This window comes from Pseudomonas sp. LW8 (assembly GCF_041956865.1).
GTDB classification, from domain to species: Bacteria; Pseudomonadota; Gammaproteobacteria; order Pseudomonadales; family Pseudomonadaceae; genus Aquipseudomonas; species Aquipseudomonas siliginis.
The window spans coordinates 4,741,116-4,756,094 of record NZ_CP168138.1 but is presented as its reverse complement, the minus strand read 5'-3'; the positions used below and the strand labels follow the sequence as shown (position 1 = coordinate 4,756,094).

Genomic DNA, 14,979 nt, shown 5'->3' with positions numbered 1-14,979 from the left:
AACCCATCATCAAATCAATCCGCGCTCGAGCAGCGCCTGGTGTGCGGCAAGCGGATCTTCAGCCAGGAACAGGTCGGCAGTCTGGGCGGTGCGTGCGGACAACTCGGTGTGGTGAATGTGCACCGTGGGGCCAGCAATCAAGGTCGGGCAATTGACGTTTGCCAACAGCTTGGGCAACTGCGCCAGTTGCATGGCTTTGCTCGAATACAGCAGCACGCCACGGGCTTGCAGATGCTCGACGGTCAGCGCCAGTTCACCGGCCGGCAGTGGCCAGTCGAACACTTGCACCGGGCAATCGGCACTGCTGATCAGCCATGCGCACAGCCACAGATGTGGCTCCAGCGGCAGGTCGGAATGATTGATCAACAACAGCGGCGCCGAATGCAGCTGACGGTTGTTATGGTAGATGCGTGCGCCGAATTTGCTGCGCAACCAGGAAAAGAAAAACGTCCGTTCCATCTGCGCACCGAACTGGCCCTGCCAGCGCTGTTCGAGCTCGGCCAGCAGCGGCATCAGCAATTGCTCGCACAACGTCCGTGGCGGATACAAGGCGATGGCCTGATTGACGCTGTCATCCAGCGCGCGCTCATTGAGCGAGGTGACCGCCGACAGCAACGTCTGATGCAGACGCTGCCAATCGTTTTCCACGGTTTCCGTGAAGGCCTGCGGCGCATCGAGCAGTGGCTTGACCTGGCTGACCGCAACGCCACGGTTGAGCCAGGTGAGGATGGCCATGATTCGCTGCACATGTTCAGCGCTATACAGTCGATGGCCCTTGGGCGTGCGCTGGGGCACCACCAGGCCGTAGCGACGTTCCCACGCGCGCAGGGTGATGGCGTTGACGCCCGTCTGCCGCGCGACTTCGCGAATCGGCAACCAGCCCTCGTCGAGGGCTTTCTTGAAGTCGGCGCCGAGGTCTTCCTGGGCGCTGCTGTCGGTTTTATCGTTCATTAGATCGCGTTTCGCAGACTGAGGTTTTCCGGATGCGGCTGCAGGTAAACCTGCTGCGCGATGTACGGGTCCGGATGGAGTCGAAAATGGTGTTTGAGCAGCGTCAACGGCACCACGAGCGGCACGATGCCCTGGCGGTACTGACCGATGATCTGCTGCATTTCCTGTTTGTCTTCGGCGCTCAGCGATTGTTTCAAATAACCGCTGAGGTGCAGCAGCACGTTGCAATGGGTGCCGCGAGTGGCGCATTTCTTCAGCGCGGCCATCAGCTCGCTGAAATAGCGCGGGCCGAGTTCGGCGGGATCGCTGTCGGCCATGTTGCCGAGCATCTTGCCGAGGTTTTTGTATTGCAGCGGGTTGTGCGCCATCAGCAGGTACTTGTAGCGCGAATGGAACTCGGTAAGGGCGCGGCGGCTCAGGCCCTCGGCGAGCACTTGTTGCCAGGCGCTGTAGGCCAGGACGCGGGTGATGAAGTTTTCCCGCAGCACCGGATCGTTGAGGCGTCCGGCTTCTTCCACCGGCAGATCCGGATGCTGTGCACAGAATGCCTGCGCATAGATCCCGCGTCCGCCACCGTTCACTGGCGCGCCGTTGTCGTGATAGACCTTGACCCGTTCCAGCCCGCAGGAGGGCGACTGTTGCATGAAGATGTAGCCGGACAGGTCCTGCAACTCGGCGGCCATTTTCTCGCCGTACTCGGCCAGCGGCCTGGTGACGTTGATGGTCCGGTCAACGGTGCCGACTGCCTCGGGTTGTTCAGGGTCGCCGACCAGCCGGATCGGCTCACGGGGAATGCCCATGCCGATAGCAACTTCCGGGCACAGCGGGACGAAATCGAAATATTCGGTAAGGGTACGGCTGCACAGCCGCGATTCCTTGTGCCCACCGTTGTAGCGCACTTCTTCGCCCAACAGGCAGGCGCTGATGGCGATCTTCGGCTTGGACAGGGAAGCAGTAGACATGAGCACCTCGAATCTATACCTGTACAGAGAGTTATCTCTGTACAACTTTTCCTCAGCATAGATCGATGGATGTACAAGTCAAATGATTTGTATAAGATTTTTCTACAGCGCTGAATCTGTGGGAGCGAGCCTGCTCGCGAAAGCGGTGGGTCAGTCAGTGATTTCGTATCCGATACAGCGCTTTCGCGAGCAGGCTCGCTCTCACAAGGGAAATCTATTTCCAGCCCAGTAACCAGTGCTCGCTGTCTTTCAGCACCTGCCAATCCAGTCGCTCGCTACGCTGGGTCAGCACCGCCTGCAATTCAACTTCCAGCACCGTACCTTCCTCGTCGCGGATCAGTTCGGTGACCAGAAAATGTTTTTCGCGATTTTGCGGGTGGGCTGCTGTCCACTTCGACAGCAGCAATTTGCGCGGATTGATGCGATTCATTGCAGGTGTTCGTGCAAGCGACGTGCAGCCTCCTGACCGCTCAGCCAAGCGCCTTCAACGCGGCCCGACAGGCACCAGTCGCCGCAGGCGTACAAGCCCAGGTCGGCGTCGGCCAGCGTGGTCCACTCGTGGCCGATAGCGGGGCGGGCGTAGAGCCAGCGGTGGGCGAGGCTGAAGGTCGGCGCAGGCATGGCGCTGTGCAGCAGTTCGGCGAACGCACCGTGCAGATGTTCGATTACTGCTTCCTTGGAGAGGTCGATGTGTTGCCGGCTCCAGGCGCTGGTTGCATGCAGCACCCAAGTGTCGAGAGTGCTGTCGCGCCCGGGTTTGCTGCGGTTGCGCGCCAGCCAGTCGAGCGGGCTGTCCTGTACGAAGCAGCCTTCGATCGGCGTATCCAGCGGGGTTTCAAATGCGAGGGCGACGGCCCAGGTCGGCTCCATTTTCACCCCGGCAGCGACGCCGGCAAGTTTCGGTGCGGCGGCCAGCAGCGCGGTGGCTTGCGGTGCCGGTGTGGCGATCACCACATGGCTGAAGGGGCCGTGGGTGCAGCCGTCGGCGTCCTGCAGATGCCAGTGTTCTTCGCCGCGATAGACCTCGGTGATGCGGCAGGCAAACTGCACGTCCAGGCCATCGAGCAGGCCACGGGTGATGGCGCTCATGCGCGGCGTGCCGACCCAGCGGGTCTGCTCGTCCGGCGACATGTTCAGTTGGCCGCCCTGGAAGGTGTACAGCTGCGGCGTCCACTCAGCGGCCCAGCCCCGGCTCTGCCAGCGCTGCACTTCGGTGACGAAGCGCCGGTCGCGCGCGGTGAAGTATTGAGCGCCCAAGTCCAGCGAGCCGGCGTCGCTACGCTTGCTCGACATGCGCCCGCCGCTGCCGCGGCTTTTATCGAACAGTTGGACGGTATGCCCGGTCTCTGTCAGAGCCTGAGCGGCGGAGAGCCCGGCGATGCCGGTGCCGATGATTGCGATAGGTACAGTCATAGGGGCCTCGTTTACCTTTCTGTACAGACTACGCCGTCGATGAAACCTGTACAATTCTGTTTTTTGGTATAACTTCTAGCGTTCTCGTTCTGACAGCTTGGCCTATTGTTAAACCATAGAGCCTGCCCGATCGAAAAGATCCCTGCCTATAAAAATAGACTAGTGATCCGGGTTAAACGCCACGCGAGGAAGATGTCATGCACATATTGCTGACCGGCGGTACTGGTTTGATCGGACGTCAGCTCTGCCGGCACTGGCTGGAGCAGGGCCATCGGCTGACGGTGTGGAGTCGCCGCGCGGAAAAAGTCGCGCAGATCTGCGGCGCGCAGGTGCGCGGAATTTCGCGTCTGGAGGACCTCGGCGAAGAGCCGCTGGATGCGATCGTCAATCTCGCCGGCGCGCCGATTGCCGACCGCCCCTGGACCCATCGTCGCAAGGCGTTGCTGTGGAGCAGCCGCATCACCCTGACGGAAACGCTGCTGGCGTGGCTGGAAACTCGCGCGCAGAAACCGTCGCTGCTGATTTCCGGCTCGGCGATCGGCTGGTACGGCGACGGTGGCGAACGCGAGTTGACTGAAGAATCACCGCCGGGCATCGACGACTTCGCCAGTCAGTTGTGCATCGCCTGGGAAGAAACCGCCCTGCGCGCCGAAAACCTCGGCATCCGCGTGGTACTGGTGCGAACCGGTCTGGTGCTGTCGGCTGAGGGCGGCTTTTTGTCGCGGCTGTTGCTGCCGTTCAAGCTCGGGCTGGGCGGGCCTTTGGGCAATGGTCGGCAGTGGATGCCGTGGATTCACATCGACGATCAAATCGCCCTGATTGATTTTCTTCTGCACCGGAATCAGGCGAGCGGTCCTTATAATGCCTGCGCGCCGAAACCTGTGCGCAACCGCGAATTTGCCAAGACCCTGGGCAGTGTGTTGCACCGCCCGGCGTTCATGCCGATGCCGACCCTGGCGCTGAAAGTCATGCTCGGCGAGCTGTCACTGTTATTGCTCGGCGGCCAGCGTGCGACGCCGGCACGCCTGGTGGAAGCGGGGTTCAGCTTCCGCTTTACGGATTTACGCGCGGCTCTGGATGATCTCTCCAGCCGCCTCTGAAATAGGACGTTGCATGACCGATCACGCTTTGCTTCTGGTCAACCTGGGCTCTCCGGCCTCCACCTCGGTGGCCGATGTGCGCAGCTATCTCAATCAATTTCTGATGGACCCCTACGTGATCGACCTGCCATGGCCGCTGCGGCGGCTGCTGGTGTCGCTGATCCTGATCAAGCGTCCCGAGCAATCGGCACACGCCTATGCCTCGATCTGGTGGGAAGAGGGTTCGCCGCTGGTGGTGCTCAGCCGCCGCTTGCAGGAGCAGATGACCCGGACGTGGAAACACGGCCCGGTGGATCTGGCGATGCGTTATGGCGAGCCGTCGATCGAAACCTGTCTGCTGCGTCTGGTCAAAGCGGGACATAAGAAGATCACTCTGGCGCCGCTGTACCCACAGTTCGCCGACAGCACCACGACCACGGTGATCGAAGAAGCCCGCCGCGTGCTGCGCGAGAAGAAACTCGACGTGCAGTTGTCGATCCTGCAACCGTTCTACGATCAGCCGGAATACATCGAGGCACTGGCCGCCAGCGCGCGTCCGCATCTGCAGCAGGATTACGATCATCTGCTGCTGAGCTTTCACGGTTTGCCTGAGCGCCATCTGAGCAAACTCGATCCGACGGGCAATCACTGTCTCAAAGGCGCCGATTGCTGCCAGACCGCCTCGCCGGCGGTATTGGCAACCTGTTATCGCGCGCAGTGTTTCCGTACCGCCGCCGCCTTCGCCAAAAGCATGGGGCTGGCGGACGGCAAATGGTCGGTGTCGTTTCAGTCGCGCCTGGGCCGGGCGAAATGGATCGAGCCGTACACGGAAGCGCGGCTGGATGAACTGGCCAAAAGCGGGACGAAAAAGATTCTGGTGATGTGCCCGGCGTTCGTCGCCGATTGCATCGAGACGCTGGAAGAGATCGGCGATCGCGGCAAGGAACAGTTCCGCGAAGCGGGGGGCGAGGAGTTGGTGCTGGTGCCGTGCCTGAACGACGACCCGCAATGGGCCAAGGCGCTGGCGACCCTCTGCGAAAGAGCGCCGCTGGCCCTTTAAAAACTTCGCGAGCAGGCTCGCTCCCACAGGGGAAATACATTCCAACCTGTGGGAGCGAGCCTGCTCGCGAATGCTATCTGTCAGGCGATGAAGATCTGAAAGCCTTAGATCAGCGGCTCATCCGCCTTCTTCTGCTTCCAGCCATCATTGCCCGGCAGGATCAGGTTCAGCGCAATCGCCACCACCGCGCACAGCGCGATGCCTTTGAGGCCGAAGTCATCAGGACCGGTGCCGGTGCCGACCAGCACGCCGCCGATACCGAACACCAGCGTCACCGAAACAATCACCAGGTTGCGCGCTTCGCCCAGGTCGATCTTGTGACGGATCAGGGTGTTCATGCCCACCGCTGCGATCGAACCGAACAGCAAGCACAGAATCCCCCCCATCACCGGCACCGGAATGCTCTGCAGCAGCGCGCCGAACTTGCCGATGAACGCCAGGGTGATGGCGAAGATCGCCGCCCAGGTCATGATTTTCGGGTTGTAGTTTTTGGTCAGCATCACCGCGCCGGTCACTTCGGCGTAAGTGGTGTTGGGCGGGCCACCGAACAGGCCGGCGGCCGTGGTGGCGATGCCGTCACCGAGCAGGGTGCGATGCAGGCCCGGCTTCTTCAGATAGTCGCGACCGGTCACGCTACCCACGGCAATCACGCCGCCGATGTGTTCGATCGCCGGGGCCAGTGCCACTGGAACGATGAACAGAATCGCCTGCCAGTTGAACTCCGGCGCGGTGAAGTGCGGCAGAGCGAACCATGGCGCTGCAGCAATTTTCGCCGTGTCGACCACGCCGAAATAGAACGACATGGCAAAACCCACCAGCACGCCGGAAATGATCGGCACCAGACGGAAGATGCCTTTGCCGAACACCGCCACGATCAACGTGGTCAGCAGCGCCGGCATGGAAATCATCATCGCCGTCTGATAGTGAATCAGCTCGCTGCCGTCGCCGGCCTTGCCCATCGCCATGTTCGCGGCAATCGGCGCCATGGCCAGGCCGATGGAGATGATCACCGGACCGATCACTACCGGCGGCAGCAAACGGTCAATGAAGCCGGTGCCTTTGATCTTCACGGCGAGGCCGAGGAAGGTGTAGACGAAACCGGCCGCCATCACCCCGCCCATGGTCGCGGCGAGGCCGAACTGGCCCTTGGCGAGAATGATCGGCGTGATGAAAGCGAAGCTCGAGGCCAGGAACACCGGCACCTGACGTCCGGTGACGATCTGGAACAGGATCGTCCCCAGACCCGCGGTAAACAGTGCGACGTTGGGGTCCAGGCCGGTGATCAGCGGCATCAGCACCAAGGCGCCGAAGGCCACGAACAGCATCTGCGCGCCGGACAGCACCGTGCGCCAGAGCGGATCGTTGAACTCTTGCTGCATGGTCACGCGTCCTTCTGCTTGGTGCCGAAGATCTTGTCACCGGCGTCGCCAAGCCCAGGAATGATGTAGCCGTGCTCGTTCAAACGTTCATCGATGGACGCGGTGTAGATGGTCACGTCCGGGTGCGCCTGTTCGACCGCAGCAATGCCTTCCGGCGCGGCCACCAGGACCATGGCGCGGATGTCGCGGCAACCGGCCTTTTTCAGCAGGTCGATGGTGGCAACCATGGAGCTGCCGGTGGCGAGCATCGGGTCGATGATCATCGCCAGACGCTCGTCGATTTCCGGTACCAGTTTTTCCAGATAGGTGTGCGCTTGCAGGGTTTCTTCATTGCGGGCAACGCCCACAGCGGAGACCTTGGCGCCCGGGATCAGGCTGAGCACGCCTTCGAGCATGCCGATACCGGCACGCAGGATCGGCACGACGGTGATCTTCTTGCCGGCGATTTTCTCCACCGACACGGTGCCGCACCAACCGGCAATGTCGTAGGATTCGAGCGGCAGATCTTTTGTAGCTTCATAGGTCAACAGGGCGCCGACTTCCTGAGCGAGCTCGCGGAAATTCTTGGTGCTGATGTCTGCGCGGCGCATCAGGCCGAGTTTATGACGGATCAGCGGATGGCGGATCTCGAGGATGGGCATGGGAAAGGCTCCGGCGGCGGGCAAAAAAACCGGCCTAGATTAATCTATCCGAGGGTGATGTCCTATAGGACATTCTGTACGTTAGTCCATAAGAGCTTGATTCGACCTCGCGGGATGCGTACCTTTGCCCGCTTTTCCAATTCCGCCAACCCCTGGAGAGCGCCATGTCCGCTGATCTCGAGCATATCCGTCAAATCATGCGAGAGGCTGACTGCCTGTACACCGAGTCTGAAGTCGAGGCGGCCATCGCTCGCGTCGGTGCACAAATCAACGAACAACTGGCTGACAGCAATCCGGTGGTGTTCTGCGTGATGAACGGCGGCCTGATCTTCTCCGGCAAACTGCTGACGCATCTGCAATTCCCGCTGGAAGCGTCCTACCTGCACGCGACCCGTTATCGCAACGAAACCAGCGGCGGCGACCTGTTCTGGAAAGCCAAGCCGGAAGTCTCGTTCATCGACCGCGACGTGCTGATCATCGACGACATCCTCGATGAAGGTCACACCCTGGGCGCGATCATCGACTTCTGCAAACACGCCGGCGCACGCAAAGTGCACACCGCCGTGCTGATCGACAAGGACCACGACCGCAAGGCACGTCCTGACCTGAAAGCCGATTTCGTCGGCCTGCCGTGCATCGACCGCTACATCTTCGGTTATGGCATGGACTACAAAGGCTACTGGCGCAACGCCAACGGGATTTACGCCGTTAAAGGCATGTAAGAACCTGCATTGCCCCCTGTGGGAGCGAGCCTGCTCGCGAAGGCGTCGTGTCAGTCAGCATCATTGAAAACTGACACACCGCTTTCGCGAGCAGGCTCGCTCCCACAGTTGTTTTTGTGTGTGCTGATCCTTGCGCGACAGCCATGCTAGAGTGCTCGGCCCCGCCCCCCGGAGCCTGTCATGCGCCTCTTGATCCGCAGTCTCGCCGCCCTGTTGCTGTCCCTCAGCCTGCCGCTGTCCGCCGCGCCGATGCACAGCCAGTTCCTGCCGCCGGACGATCTGACCCTGCGCGACGCTGAACCCGAGCAGCAGCAACTGCTGCAAGTCAGCGAGTATTCGGTGGTGGTCGGTGCGCAGCGCCAGTCCAATCAGCAGCCGATTCCGGTCACCTCATCCTTGTTGATCCGCCTCAAGGGCAAGTCTCTGAACAAAGGCGCGAACATCAACCAGGTGCTGGTGAGTTTCGACGGCGAAAGCAAAAGCCTGAAAAAACCGGCCTACGACGACAAAAGCAAAACCCTGACGCTGTTCTATCCGCTCGCTCAGTACCGCGTGGTGATGGATCTGCTGCGCAACGACACGGTGTATGTGCAGTTCCTCAGTTATGCCAATGGCCATATCTGGGCCGATCTTCATACCGGGGCGATTCGTCCGCGTTGAGCCGGGCGGCCGGGCAAGGGTAAACTGCCCGCCCCGTGTCATGTCTGCGAGCTGGAGTCGGCAATGCGTAAAGATAAGAAACAAGTGATTGGTGACGAGATCGGCGATGAGCAGATCAAGCTGTTCCTCGATTTTGAGCCGGTCGACGCCACTTCGCCGTCGCTGCACAAACTGATCAAGGCCTATCGCGGTTTGCGCATCGATGATTTCGAGCGCTTTCTGGGCTTCTTCGTTGCGGCGGGTTATGACGTTGATGGCAAGGATGAGCAGGGCAAGACCTTTGTTGACCTGATCGCCGATCAGCGCAACGCCCCGGACTACATCGAGCTGATCGAAAAGTCCCGCTCTTAAGATCAAAAGATCGCAGCCTGCGGCAGCTCCTACAGGGTGTAAATCAATCCCGTGTAGGAGCTGCCGAAGGCTGCGATCTTTTGCTTTTCAAGGCCATGAAAAAACGCCCCGATCGGGGCGTTTTTTCATGCCGCAAGATCAAGCGAAGCTTGGCGTCTCGCTGCTTTCTTCAACCAGTTCCAGGGCGATGTTGTTCTGCGTGTTGATCTTGCGATACAGCGCAGCATCGGTTTCCAGAACCTTTTCACGGGCCGGGAAGATCTCGGCCAGTTTGCTTGCCCACTCGCCGGACGCCTTGGCCGGGAAGCACTTCTCGATCAGTTCGAGCATGATCGAAACGGTCACCGACGCGCCTGGCGAAGCGCCGAGCAGGGCGGCGAGGGAGCCGTCCTTCGCCGCGACCAGTTCGGTACCGAACTGCAGGATGCCGCCCTTTTTCGGGTCCTTCTTGATGATCTGCACCCGTTGGCCGGCCACTTCCAGGCGCCAGTCTTCGGCTTTCGCCTGCGGGTAGAAACGGCGCAGCGATTCCAGACGCTGTTCCATTGACTGCATCACTTCGCTGACCAGGTACTTGGTCAGGTCCATGTTGTTTTTCGCCACCGCCAGCATCGGCCCGATGTTGCCAGCGCGCACCGACATTGGCAGGTCCATGAAGGAGCCATGCTTGAGGAACTTGGTGGTGAAACCGGCGTATGGCCCGAACAGCAGGGATTTCTTGCCGTCGACGACGCGAGTGTCGAGGTGCGGCACCGACATCGGTGGCGAACCCACGGCCGCCTGGCTGTAGACCTTGGCCTGGTGGTGCTTGACCACTTCCGGGTTATCGCAACGCAGCCACTGGCCACTGATCGGGAAGCCGCCGAAGCCTTTGCTTTCTTCGATGCCCGACGCCTGCAGCAACGGCAGGGCCGCGCCACCGGCACCGAGGAAGACAAACTTTGCGTCGACTTCGCGGGTGTTGCCGTTGTTGACGTCCTTGATGCTGACGGTCCAGCCGGCGCCGTTACGCTTGAGGCCGGTCACGCGCTTGCAGTATTTGACCTGAGTGTCCGGGGCGCTGCTCAGGTGCTTGAGCAACTGATTGGTCAGGGCGCCGAAGTTGACGTCGGTGCCGTTCATCACACGGGTGGCGGCGAGGACTTCGTCGGGCGAGCGGCCCGGCATCATCAGCGGCATCCACTCGGCCATCTTGCCTTTGTCTTCGGTGTACTCCATGTCGGCAAACGCGTGGTGCTTGCTCAGGACATTGAAGCGCTCCTTGAGGAACGACACACCGCTTTCGCCCTGAACGAAACTCAGGTGCGGTACCGGGCTGATGAAGGATTTGCACGAGCCGAACGTGCCCTTCTTGGTCAGGTACGACCAGAACTGCTTCGACACCTCGAACTGGGTGTTGATGTGCACGGCTTTCTTGATGTCGACGCTGCCATCGGCAGCCTGCGGGGTGTAGTTCAGCTCGCACAGGCCGGCGTGACCGGTACCGGCGTTGTTCCACGGATTGGAACTCTCGGCGGCGCCGGAATCCATCAACTCGACGACTTCCAGCTTGATCGCGGGGTCGAGCTCTTTGAGCAGTACGGCCAGGGTGGCACTCATGATACCGGCCCCTACCAGAACTACGTCGACTGCTTCGTTATGCGCCATTTAACGCGTCTCCCAAATCTGCAGCACCAAATTGTCGGCATGGCTGCCAGGCGTTCCAGGGCAGGTCAGTGGGCCCGGGCTATCCGTGGTCAGGTGGGCCATGTCCGAATCTTCGCAATTTTTCGCAACTTCGACGGATGCGTGCGGCCTGGTTTCAAGCGTTCAATGAACGCATTTTCGCGCAGGGCTGGCAATTCGACTTATGGTCGAGTCATCCGTTTTCGTGCAACCAAATCCGTAGCGGACAGGCTTCAGGCTCCGATGTTCGAGGTATACCCGGTCCTGTGTCGTTGGGCTGTTTCAGACGCTAATGGTGCATGTTCAGACGCAAAACTATTCATTTGCTCGCCACACTCTTGTGAAGTTGTGAAAACCCGTTTTTTTCACGCTCTTTTGAAGACGTGAACCTCAAAAAAGGGCTGCCTTGGCCTGGCACCTGCCCGCTAGGGCAAAACAACGCGGTGGCCGAGCGAATGACAGCTCTGCAGATTCGCGAAAAGCGGGTTTTTGCCGGAAGAACAGGCAAGCGCGCCAACTTCACTCGATCTGTGTGGGCGGCTCTCTGTGGGCGATTTTGATGTCGATGCATGCGCATTGACGCTGTTGCGGGGCCCGATCAGGAGACGTCCTTATAATCGGGGGGAGATTGTAGCGAAGAAATGCGCGCAGTTGCTCGTGTTTAATGACTTTTATTAGGCATCCGGTCAGATGCTCAACTGCACCTGACCCCGTGCGCGCATTTGTCGCGGTACGACCCGGGCGCTGGCGGGCAGCGGCTGGTTCAGCCAGGTCAGGCGGATTTCTTCGATTTCCACCCAGCCGTCGCCCATCGGTTGCAGGCTGCACTGCTTGAAGGCCTGGCAATGACCGTTGCGGTCGAGCAGGGCAAAGCTGCGATGCAGCGGGCGTGGGGCGAACAGCGAGATCAGATAACGCATGGCAGAGTTCCTTGAAGGAGGACTGCTGTGAAGCTTGCCGGTGGGCCGTGACGTCGCGGTGTATGGACGGTGAAGAATGTGTGACAGGAACCGCTTTCGGCGGGGTTTGTCAGACATTTCAGTATTCACTGTGCGACGCTGGTTACGCGCAGTGGCCCACCGCTATACTGCCGGCCTGTTTGTGCCTGATTCTGGAGAGAAGAGCATGTTGCAACGCCTGTTGTTCGGTTTGATCACTGTCGCCGGTTTGACCCTCGCCGGCTGCGCCCACAGCCCGCAACAACTGAATCCGGAGCCGAAGCTGACCACGCAACTGCCAGCGGTCGGTCGCGGCCAGCCTGTCATCGTGCGTGTGGTCGACGGTCGTCCGTCGCCGACCCTCGGTACCCGTGGCGGTCTGTATCCGGAAACCAGCGCCATCACCGTGCAGCGCGAGCAGATCCTGCCGAAGCTGCAGGCCCAGGCCGAAGCTGCCGTACGTCTGCTCGGCTTCACCCCGACCACCAGCGCACCTAACGCGCCGCAGCTGACCGTGACCCTGGCCGAGCTGAAATACCAGTCGCCGAAAGAAGGCATGTACGTGACCGAAGCCACCATCGGCGCGACCTTCCGCTCCGACGTGCAGAACGCCAACCGCCGTTACAGCGGCCGTTACGGTGCGTCGCTGGACCAGCGCTTCGGCATGGCGCCGAATCAGGAGACCAATACCAAACTGGTCAGCGATGTATTGAGTGACGCACTGACGCGTCTGTTCAAGGACCCGACCGTGGGTCAGGTTCTGGCTGAGTAAGTTTTCCGTAGATGTGAAAAAGCCCGGGGCCAGTGATGGTTCCGGGCTTTTTTGTGGATCTGAGATTTGTGTCGTATGGGAAATCGATTCCCCTCACCCCAGCCCTCTCCCGAGGGAGAGGGAGCCGATCGCGTGTGCTTCAAAACCTGAATTCGGCGCGGTATCTCATGTCGGCGTATCTACCGCAAACACCTAGGTCAGTACCCTGTCCCCAAGGAGAGGGAGCCGATCGCGTGTGCTTCAAAACCTGAATTCGGCGCGGTATCTCATGTCGGCGTATCTACCGCAAACACCTCAGTCAGTCCCCTCTCCCTCGGGGAGAGGGCTAGGGTGAGGGTGCTTTTGACGTTCAGGCAGCCTGGGAATAGAAATCAAGCACGCTCACGCCAGTCAACAAATCGGTCTCGGGCAGGTCCGCATGCTGATGCCCGCCCAGCGCGCAATACACCAGCCAGTGCCGATCCTGCACGTTGAAGGCAAGGCTGCCGATCAGGCTTTGCTGGTCGTCGTAAGGAGTGATGAGGTACAGACGATCCTGGTTTTCCGCGTGCAGCATGTCGCATTCCATTCGGGTTTCGAGGCGCGCAGGGTGAAGCATCCACGTGACGATGCCATGACACAGGACAGCCATCGGTCGATTGTCAGGTTATTTGTCGCAAAGGCTGGGGCAGGGCGTCAGGGTTTGGGTAGAATTCGCGCCGCGGTCGTCGGTCTGGCGTCTGCCACACCGGTTAAGTTCGAGGTCTGTGATGTCGCTGCACTTGATGACGCTGTTTACCGCCCATCCCGCCAAGTTGATCAACCTGCTGGCCTTGCTCCTGGCCTTTCCGGGCAGCTGGCTGCTGCACGCGACCCGCCGCCGTGAGCAACGCGCCCAGGCCAGTCTGGCGGCACAGCGCCAGGCGCAGCCCAATGCCGAGCCGATGCTCGATTGGGCGACGTTGCGCATGAACCGGTTTTTCTATCGCTTCGGATTTGCTTGCCTGGGGCTTGCTTTGATCGTCTCCTGGATCAGCACGCGCTTCTGAAAGCAAAAGCAAACCCTGTGGCGAGGGGATTTATCCCCGCTGGACTGCGTAGCAGGCCCCGTTTTTCTCAGGTAAAAACTTGGGAGCGCTGCGCACTCCAACGGGGATAAATCCCCTCGCCACAGCCGTTGCCTACAGCGGCAGTCCAGCCTTGACCCGATACTGATTGCGCACCGGCGTCGCATATTGCAGCACCAGGTACGGACGATGCTCAGCGGGGCACGCATCCAGTCGGCTTTGCCACTCATCCTGCGCCTTGGCCAGTTCGTCAGCCGGGAACACCTCGGCCGCCGTCGGCACATTCAGTTGCGGATCGGCATCCGCCCACTGCGCGTACGCCAGATAATGCACCGGGAACAACCGGTAGCCGCCGAGAATCTGCTTGTCCATCTCGATCGCCAATTGCTTGGTGTCCTCGAACACCTCAGTGATCGGCGCGGCAAAGTTCACGTGGACCCGGCCCTTGTAGCCGGTGATGCCCTTGGCAATGCTCACGTCATCCTCGCCCGGCGCCTTGGCGTAGGTGCCGGTGGTGGCGCGGATGTAGAGTTCGCGGGCCTTGGCCTGGTCGCAGGGGTCGTACTCATAGCTGATCGACACCGGCGTCACGTTGAGCGAGCGGATCACTTCGCCGAACGGCTCGTCCTTGCGGCTCATGTGGAACATCTTGAGGATCGCCGACTCGGTGCGGTCGTCGCCGTCCTTCGCCCGACCTTCAGCCTGAGCAATCCAGATCGAGGCGCAATCGTTGCGGATCGAGTGATTGATGTACGCCGACAGCAATTGATACGCCGCCATTTTTTCGCGACGGCCGGTGATCGAACGGTGGACGATGAAGCTCTTGTTCAAGCGCATCAGGTCACTGACAAACGGCTTCTGCAGCAGGTTGTCGCCAATCGCGATGCGCGGCGTCGGCAGGCCGGCGTGGTACACCGCGTAGTTGACGAAGGCCGGGTCCATGACGATATCCCGGTGGTTGGCGATGAACAGGTAGGCGCTGCCGGACTTGAACTGCTCGACACCGGTATAGGTCACGCCGTCGGTGGCGCGCTCGATGGTGTGGTCGACGTAGAACTCGACTTTGTCCTGTAAGGTAGCCACGGAATTCACGTCGGCAAACTCACGACGCAGCCGATGGGCTATAAGAGGTTTGAGCATCCAGCCGAAGGCACCGGCAAAACGCGGGAAGCGGAAGTGGGTGAGGATATCTAGAAACGCCTTGTCGCCGAGCAGCCTTGCCAGTACCGCAGGTACTTCGCTGTCGTCGTAAGGTCGGATGGCATCGAATTCGCCCATCATGCTCTCTTGTTGGAAACGGCTAGGGTAAGTAAAGGGTTTGATCGAAAACCCGCGGGGCA

At 60.4% G+C, this 14,979-nt stretch carries 17 protein-coding genes; 7 read left to right on the top strand and 10 right to left on the bottom strand.

The features are described 5' to 3' along the window. Positions 1–9 precede the first annotated feature (9 nt). The 4 genes from AB9L16_RS21440 to AB9L16_RS21425 form a co-directional block, all read right to left on the bottom strand. A complete protein-coding gene (locus tag AB9L16_RS21440; protein ID WP_056790272.1) occupies positions 10–951 on the bottom strand; it encodes a MerR family transcriptional regulator in 942 nt (313 codons plus the stop codon). After that, complete coding sequence (locus AB9L16_RS21435) at positions 951–1,913, bottom strand: DUF523 and DUF1722 domain-containing protein (RefSeq protein WP_041479992.1); 963 nt, start codon at positions 1,911–1,913, stop codon at positions 951–953. Before AB9L16_RS21435 ends, AB9L16_RS21440 begins: the two co-directional genes overlap by 1 nt. Before the next feature lie 214 nt (positions 1,914–2,127). Beyond that, positions 2,128–2,343 (bottom strand): TIGR02450 family Trp-rich protein, encoded by a 216-nt coding sequence (locus AB9L16_RS21430; protein WP_076564097.1) that lies wholly within the window; start codon positions 2,341–2,343, stop codon positions 2,128–2,130. Then, positions 2,340–3,326 (bottom strand): NAD(P)/FAD-dependent oxidoreductase, encoded by a 987-nt coding sequence (locus AB9L16_RS21425; RefSeq protein ID WP_375122677.1) that lies wholly within the window; start codon positions 3,324–3,326, stop codon positions 2,340–2,342. The genes AB9L16_RS21430 and AB9L16_RS21425 overlap by 4 nt, the downstream gene beginning before the upstream one ends. A 197-nt stretch (positions 3,327–3,523) precedes the next feature. On the opposite strand from AB9L16_RS21425, the gene AB9L16_RS21420 reads away from it, so the two are divergent. After that, positions 3,524–4,426: a TIGR01777 family oxidoreductase gene (locus AB9L16_RS21420; protein WP_056790263.1), complete on the top strand. Its 903-nt coding sequence runs from the start codon at positions 3,524–3,526 to the stop codon at positions 4,424–4,426. Positions 4,427–4,439: 13 nt separating this feature from the next. Further along, positions 4,440–5,465: a ferrochelatase gene (gene hemH / locus AB9L16_RS21415; RefSeq protein WP_375122676.1), complete on the top strand. Its 1,026-nt coding sequence runs from the start codon at positions 4,440–4,442 to the stop codon at positions 5,463–5,465. A gap of 104 nt (positions 5,466–5,569) precedes the next feature. On the opposite strand, the gene AB9L16_RS21410 is transcribed toward hemH, so the two are convergent. Further along, positions 5,570–6,844 carry a uracil-xanthine permease family protein gene (locus AB9L16_RS21410; protein WP_071173568.1) on the bottom strand — a complete coding sequence of 425 codons (1,275 nt, stop codon included), beginning with the start codon at positions 6,842–6,844 and terminating at the stop codon, positions 5,570–5,572. Positions 6,845–6,846: 2 nt separating this feature from the next. Beyond that, a complete protein-coding gene (upp, locus tag AB9L16_RS21405) occupies positions 6,847–7,485 on the bottom strand; it encodes a uracil phosphoribosyltransferase (protein ID WP_024014279.1) in 639 nt (212 codons plus the stop codon). A 164-nt stretch (positions 7,486–7,649) separates the two neighbouring features. On the opposite strand from upp, the gene AB9L16_RS21400 reads away from it, so the two are divergent. From AB9L16_RS21400 to AB9L16_RS21390, 3 genes are all read left to right on the top strand, one after another. Next, positions 7,650–8,207, top strand: coding sequence for a hypoxanthine-guanine phosphoribosyltransferase (locus AB9L16_RS21400; protein WP_016773231.1), 558 nt, complete (start codon positions 7,650–7,652; stop codon positions 8,205–8,207). A gap of 180 nt (positions 8,208–8,387) precedes the next feature. After that, on the top strand, positions 8,388–8,867 hold the full coding sequence (locus tag AB9L16_RS21395; RefSeq protein ID WP_056790257.1) for a hypothetical protein: 480 nt from the start codon (positions 8,388–8,390) through the stop codon (positions 8,865–8,867). 63 nt (positions 8,868–8,930) lie between these two features. Next, on the top strand, positions 8,931–9,218 hold the full coding sequence (locus AB9L16_RS21390) for a PA4642 family protein (protein WP_041479985.1): 288 nt from the start codon (positions 8,931–8,933) through the stop codon (positions 9,216–9,218). A gap of 138 nt (positions 9,219–9,356) precedes the next feature. Here AB9L16_RS21390 and mqo read toward each other — a convergent pair whose 3' ends face one another. Beyond that, positions 9,357–10,865, bottom strand: coding sequence for a malate dehydrogenase (quinone) (gene mqo / locus AB9L16_RS21385; protein WP_024014277.1), 1,509 nt, complete (start codon positions 10,863–10,865; stop codon positions 9,357–9,359). Positions 10,866–11,569: 704 nt separating this feature from the next. Beyond that, positions 11,570–11,803 carry a hypothetical protein gene (locus AB9L16_RS21380; RefSeq protein WP_039761314.1) on the bottom strand — a complete coding sequence of 78 codons (234 nt, stop codon included), beginning with the start codon at positions 11,801–11,803 and terminating at the stop codon, positions 11,570–11,572. Positions 11,804–12,008: 205 nt separating this feature from the next. Here AB9L16_RS21380 and AB9L16_RS21375 point away from each other — a divergent pair, with 205 nt between their 5' ends. Next, a complete protein-coding gene (locus tag AB9L16_RS21375) occupies positions 12,009–12,593 on the top strand; it encodes a YajG family lipoprotein (RefSeq protein WP_039761315.1) in 585 nt (194 codons plus the stop codon). Positions 12,594–12,942: 349 nt separating this feature from the next. Here the strand turns inward: AB9L16_RS21375 and AB9L16_RS21370 are convergent, their stop codons facing one another. Beyond that, positions 12,943–13,149, bottom strand: coding sequence for a hypothetical protein (locus AB9L16_RS21370; RefSeq protein ID WP_095181665.1), 207 nt, complete (start codon positions 13,147–13,149; stop codon positions 12,943–12,945). Between the two features lie 193 nt (positions 13,150–13,342). On the opposite strand from AB9L16_RS21370, the gene AB9L16_RS21365 reads away from it, so the two are divergent. Beyond that, a complete protein-coding gene (locus AB9L16_RS21365) occupies positions 13,343–13,621 on the top strand; it encodes a hypothetical protein (RefSeq protein WP_016770663.1) in 279 nt (92 codons plus the stop codon). A gap of 132 nt (positions 13,622–13,753) precedes the next feature. On the opposite strand, the gene AB9L16_RS21360 is transcribed toward AB9L16_RS21365, so the two are convergent. Further along, a complete protein-coding gene (locus tag AB9L16_RS21360) occupies positions 13,754–14,920 on the bottom strand; it encodes a 1-acyl-sn-glycerol-3-phosphate acyltransferase (RefSeq protein WP_041479984.1) in 1,167 nt (388 codons plus the stop codon). Between the last annotated feature and the right edge of the window lie 59 nt (positions 14,921–14,979).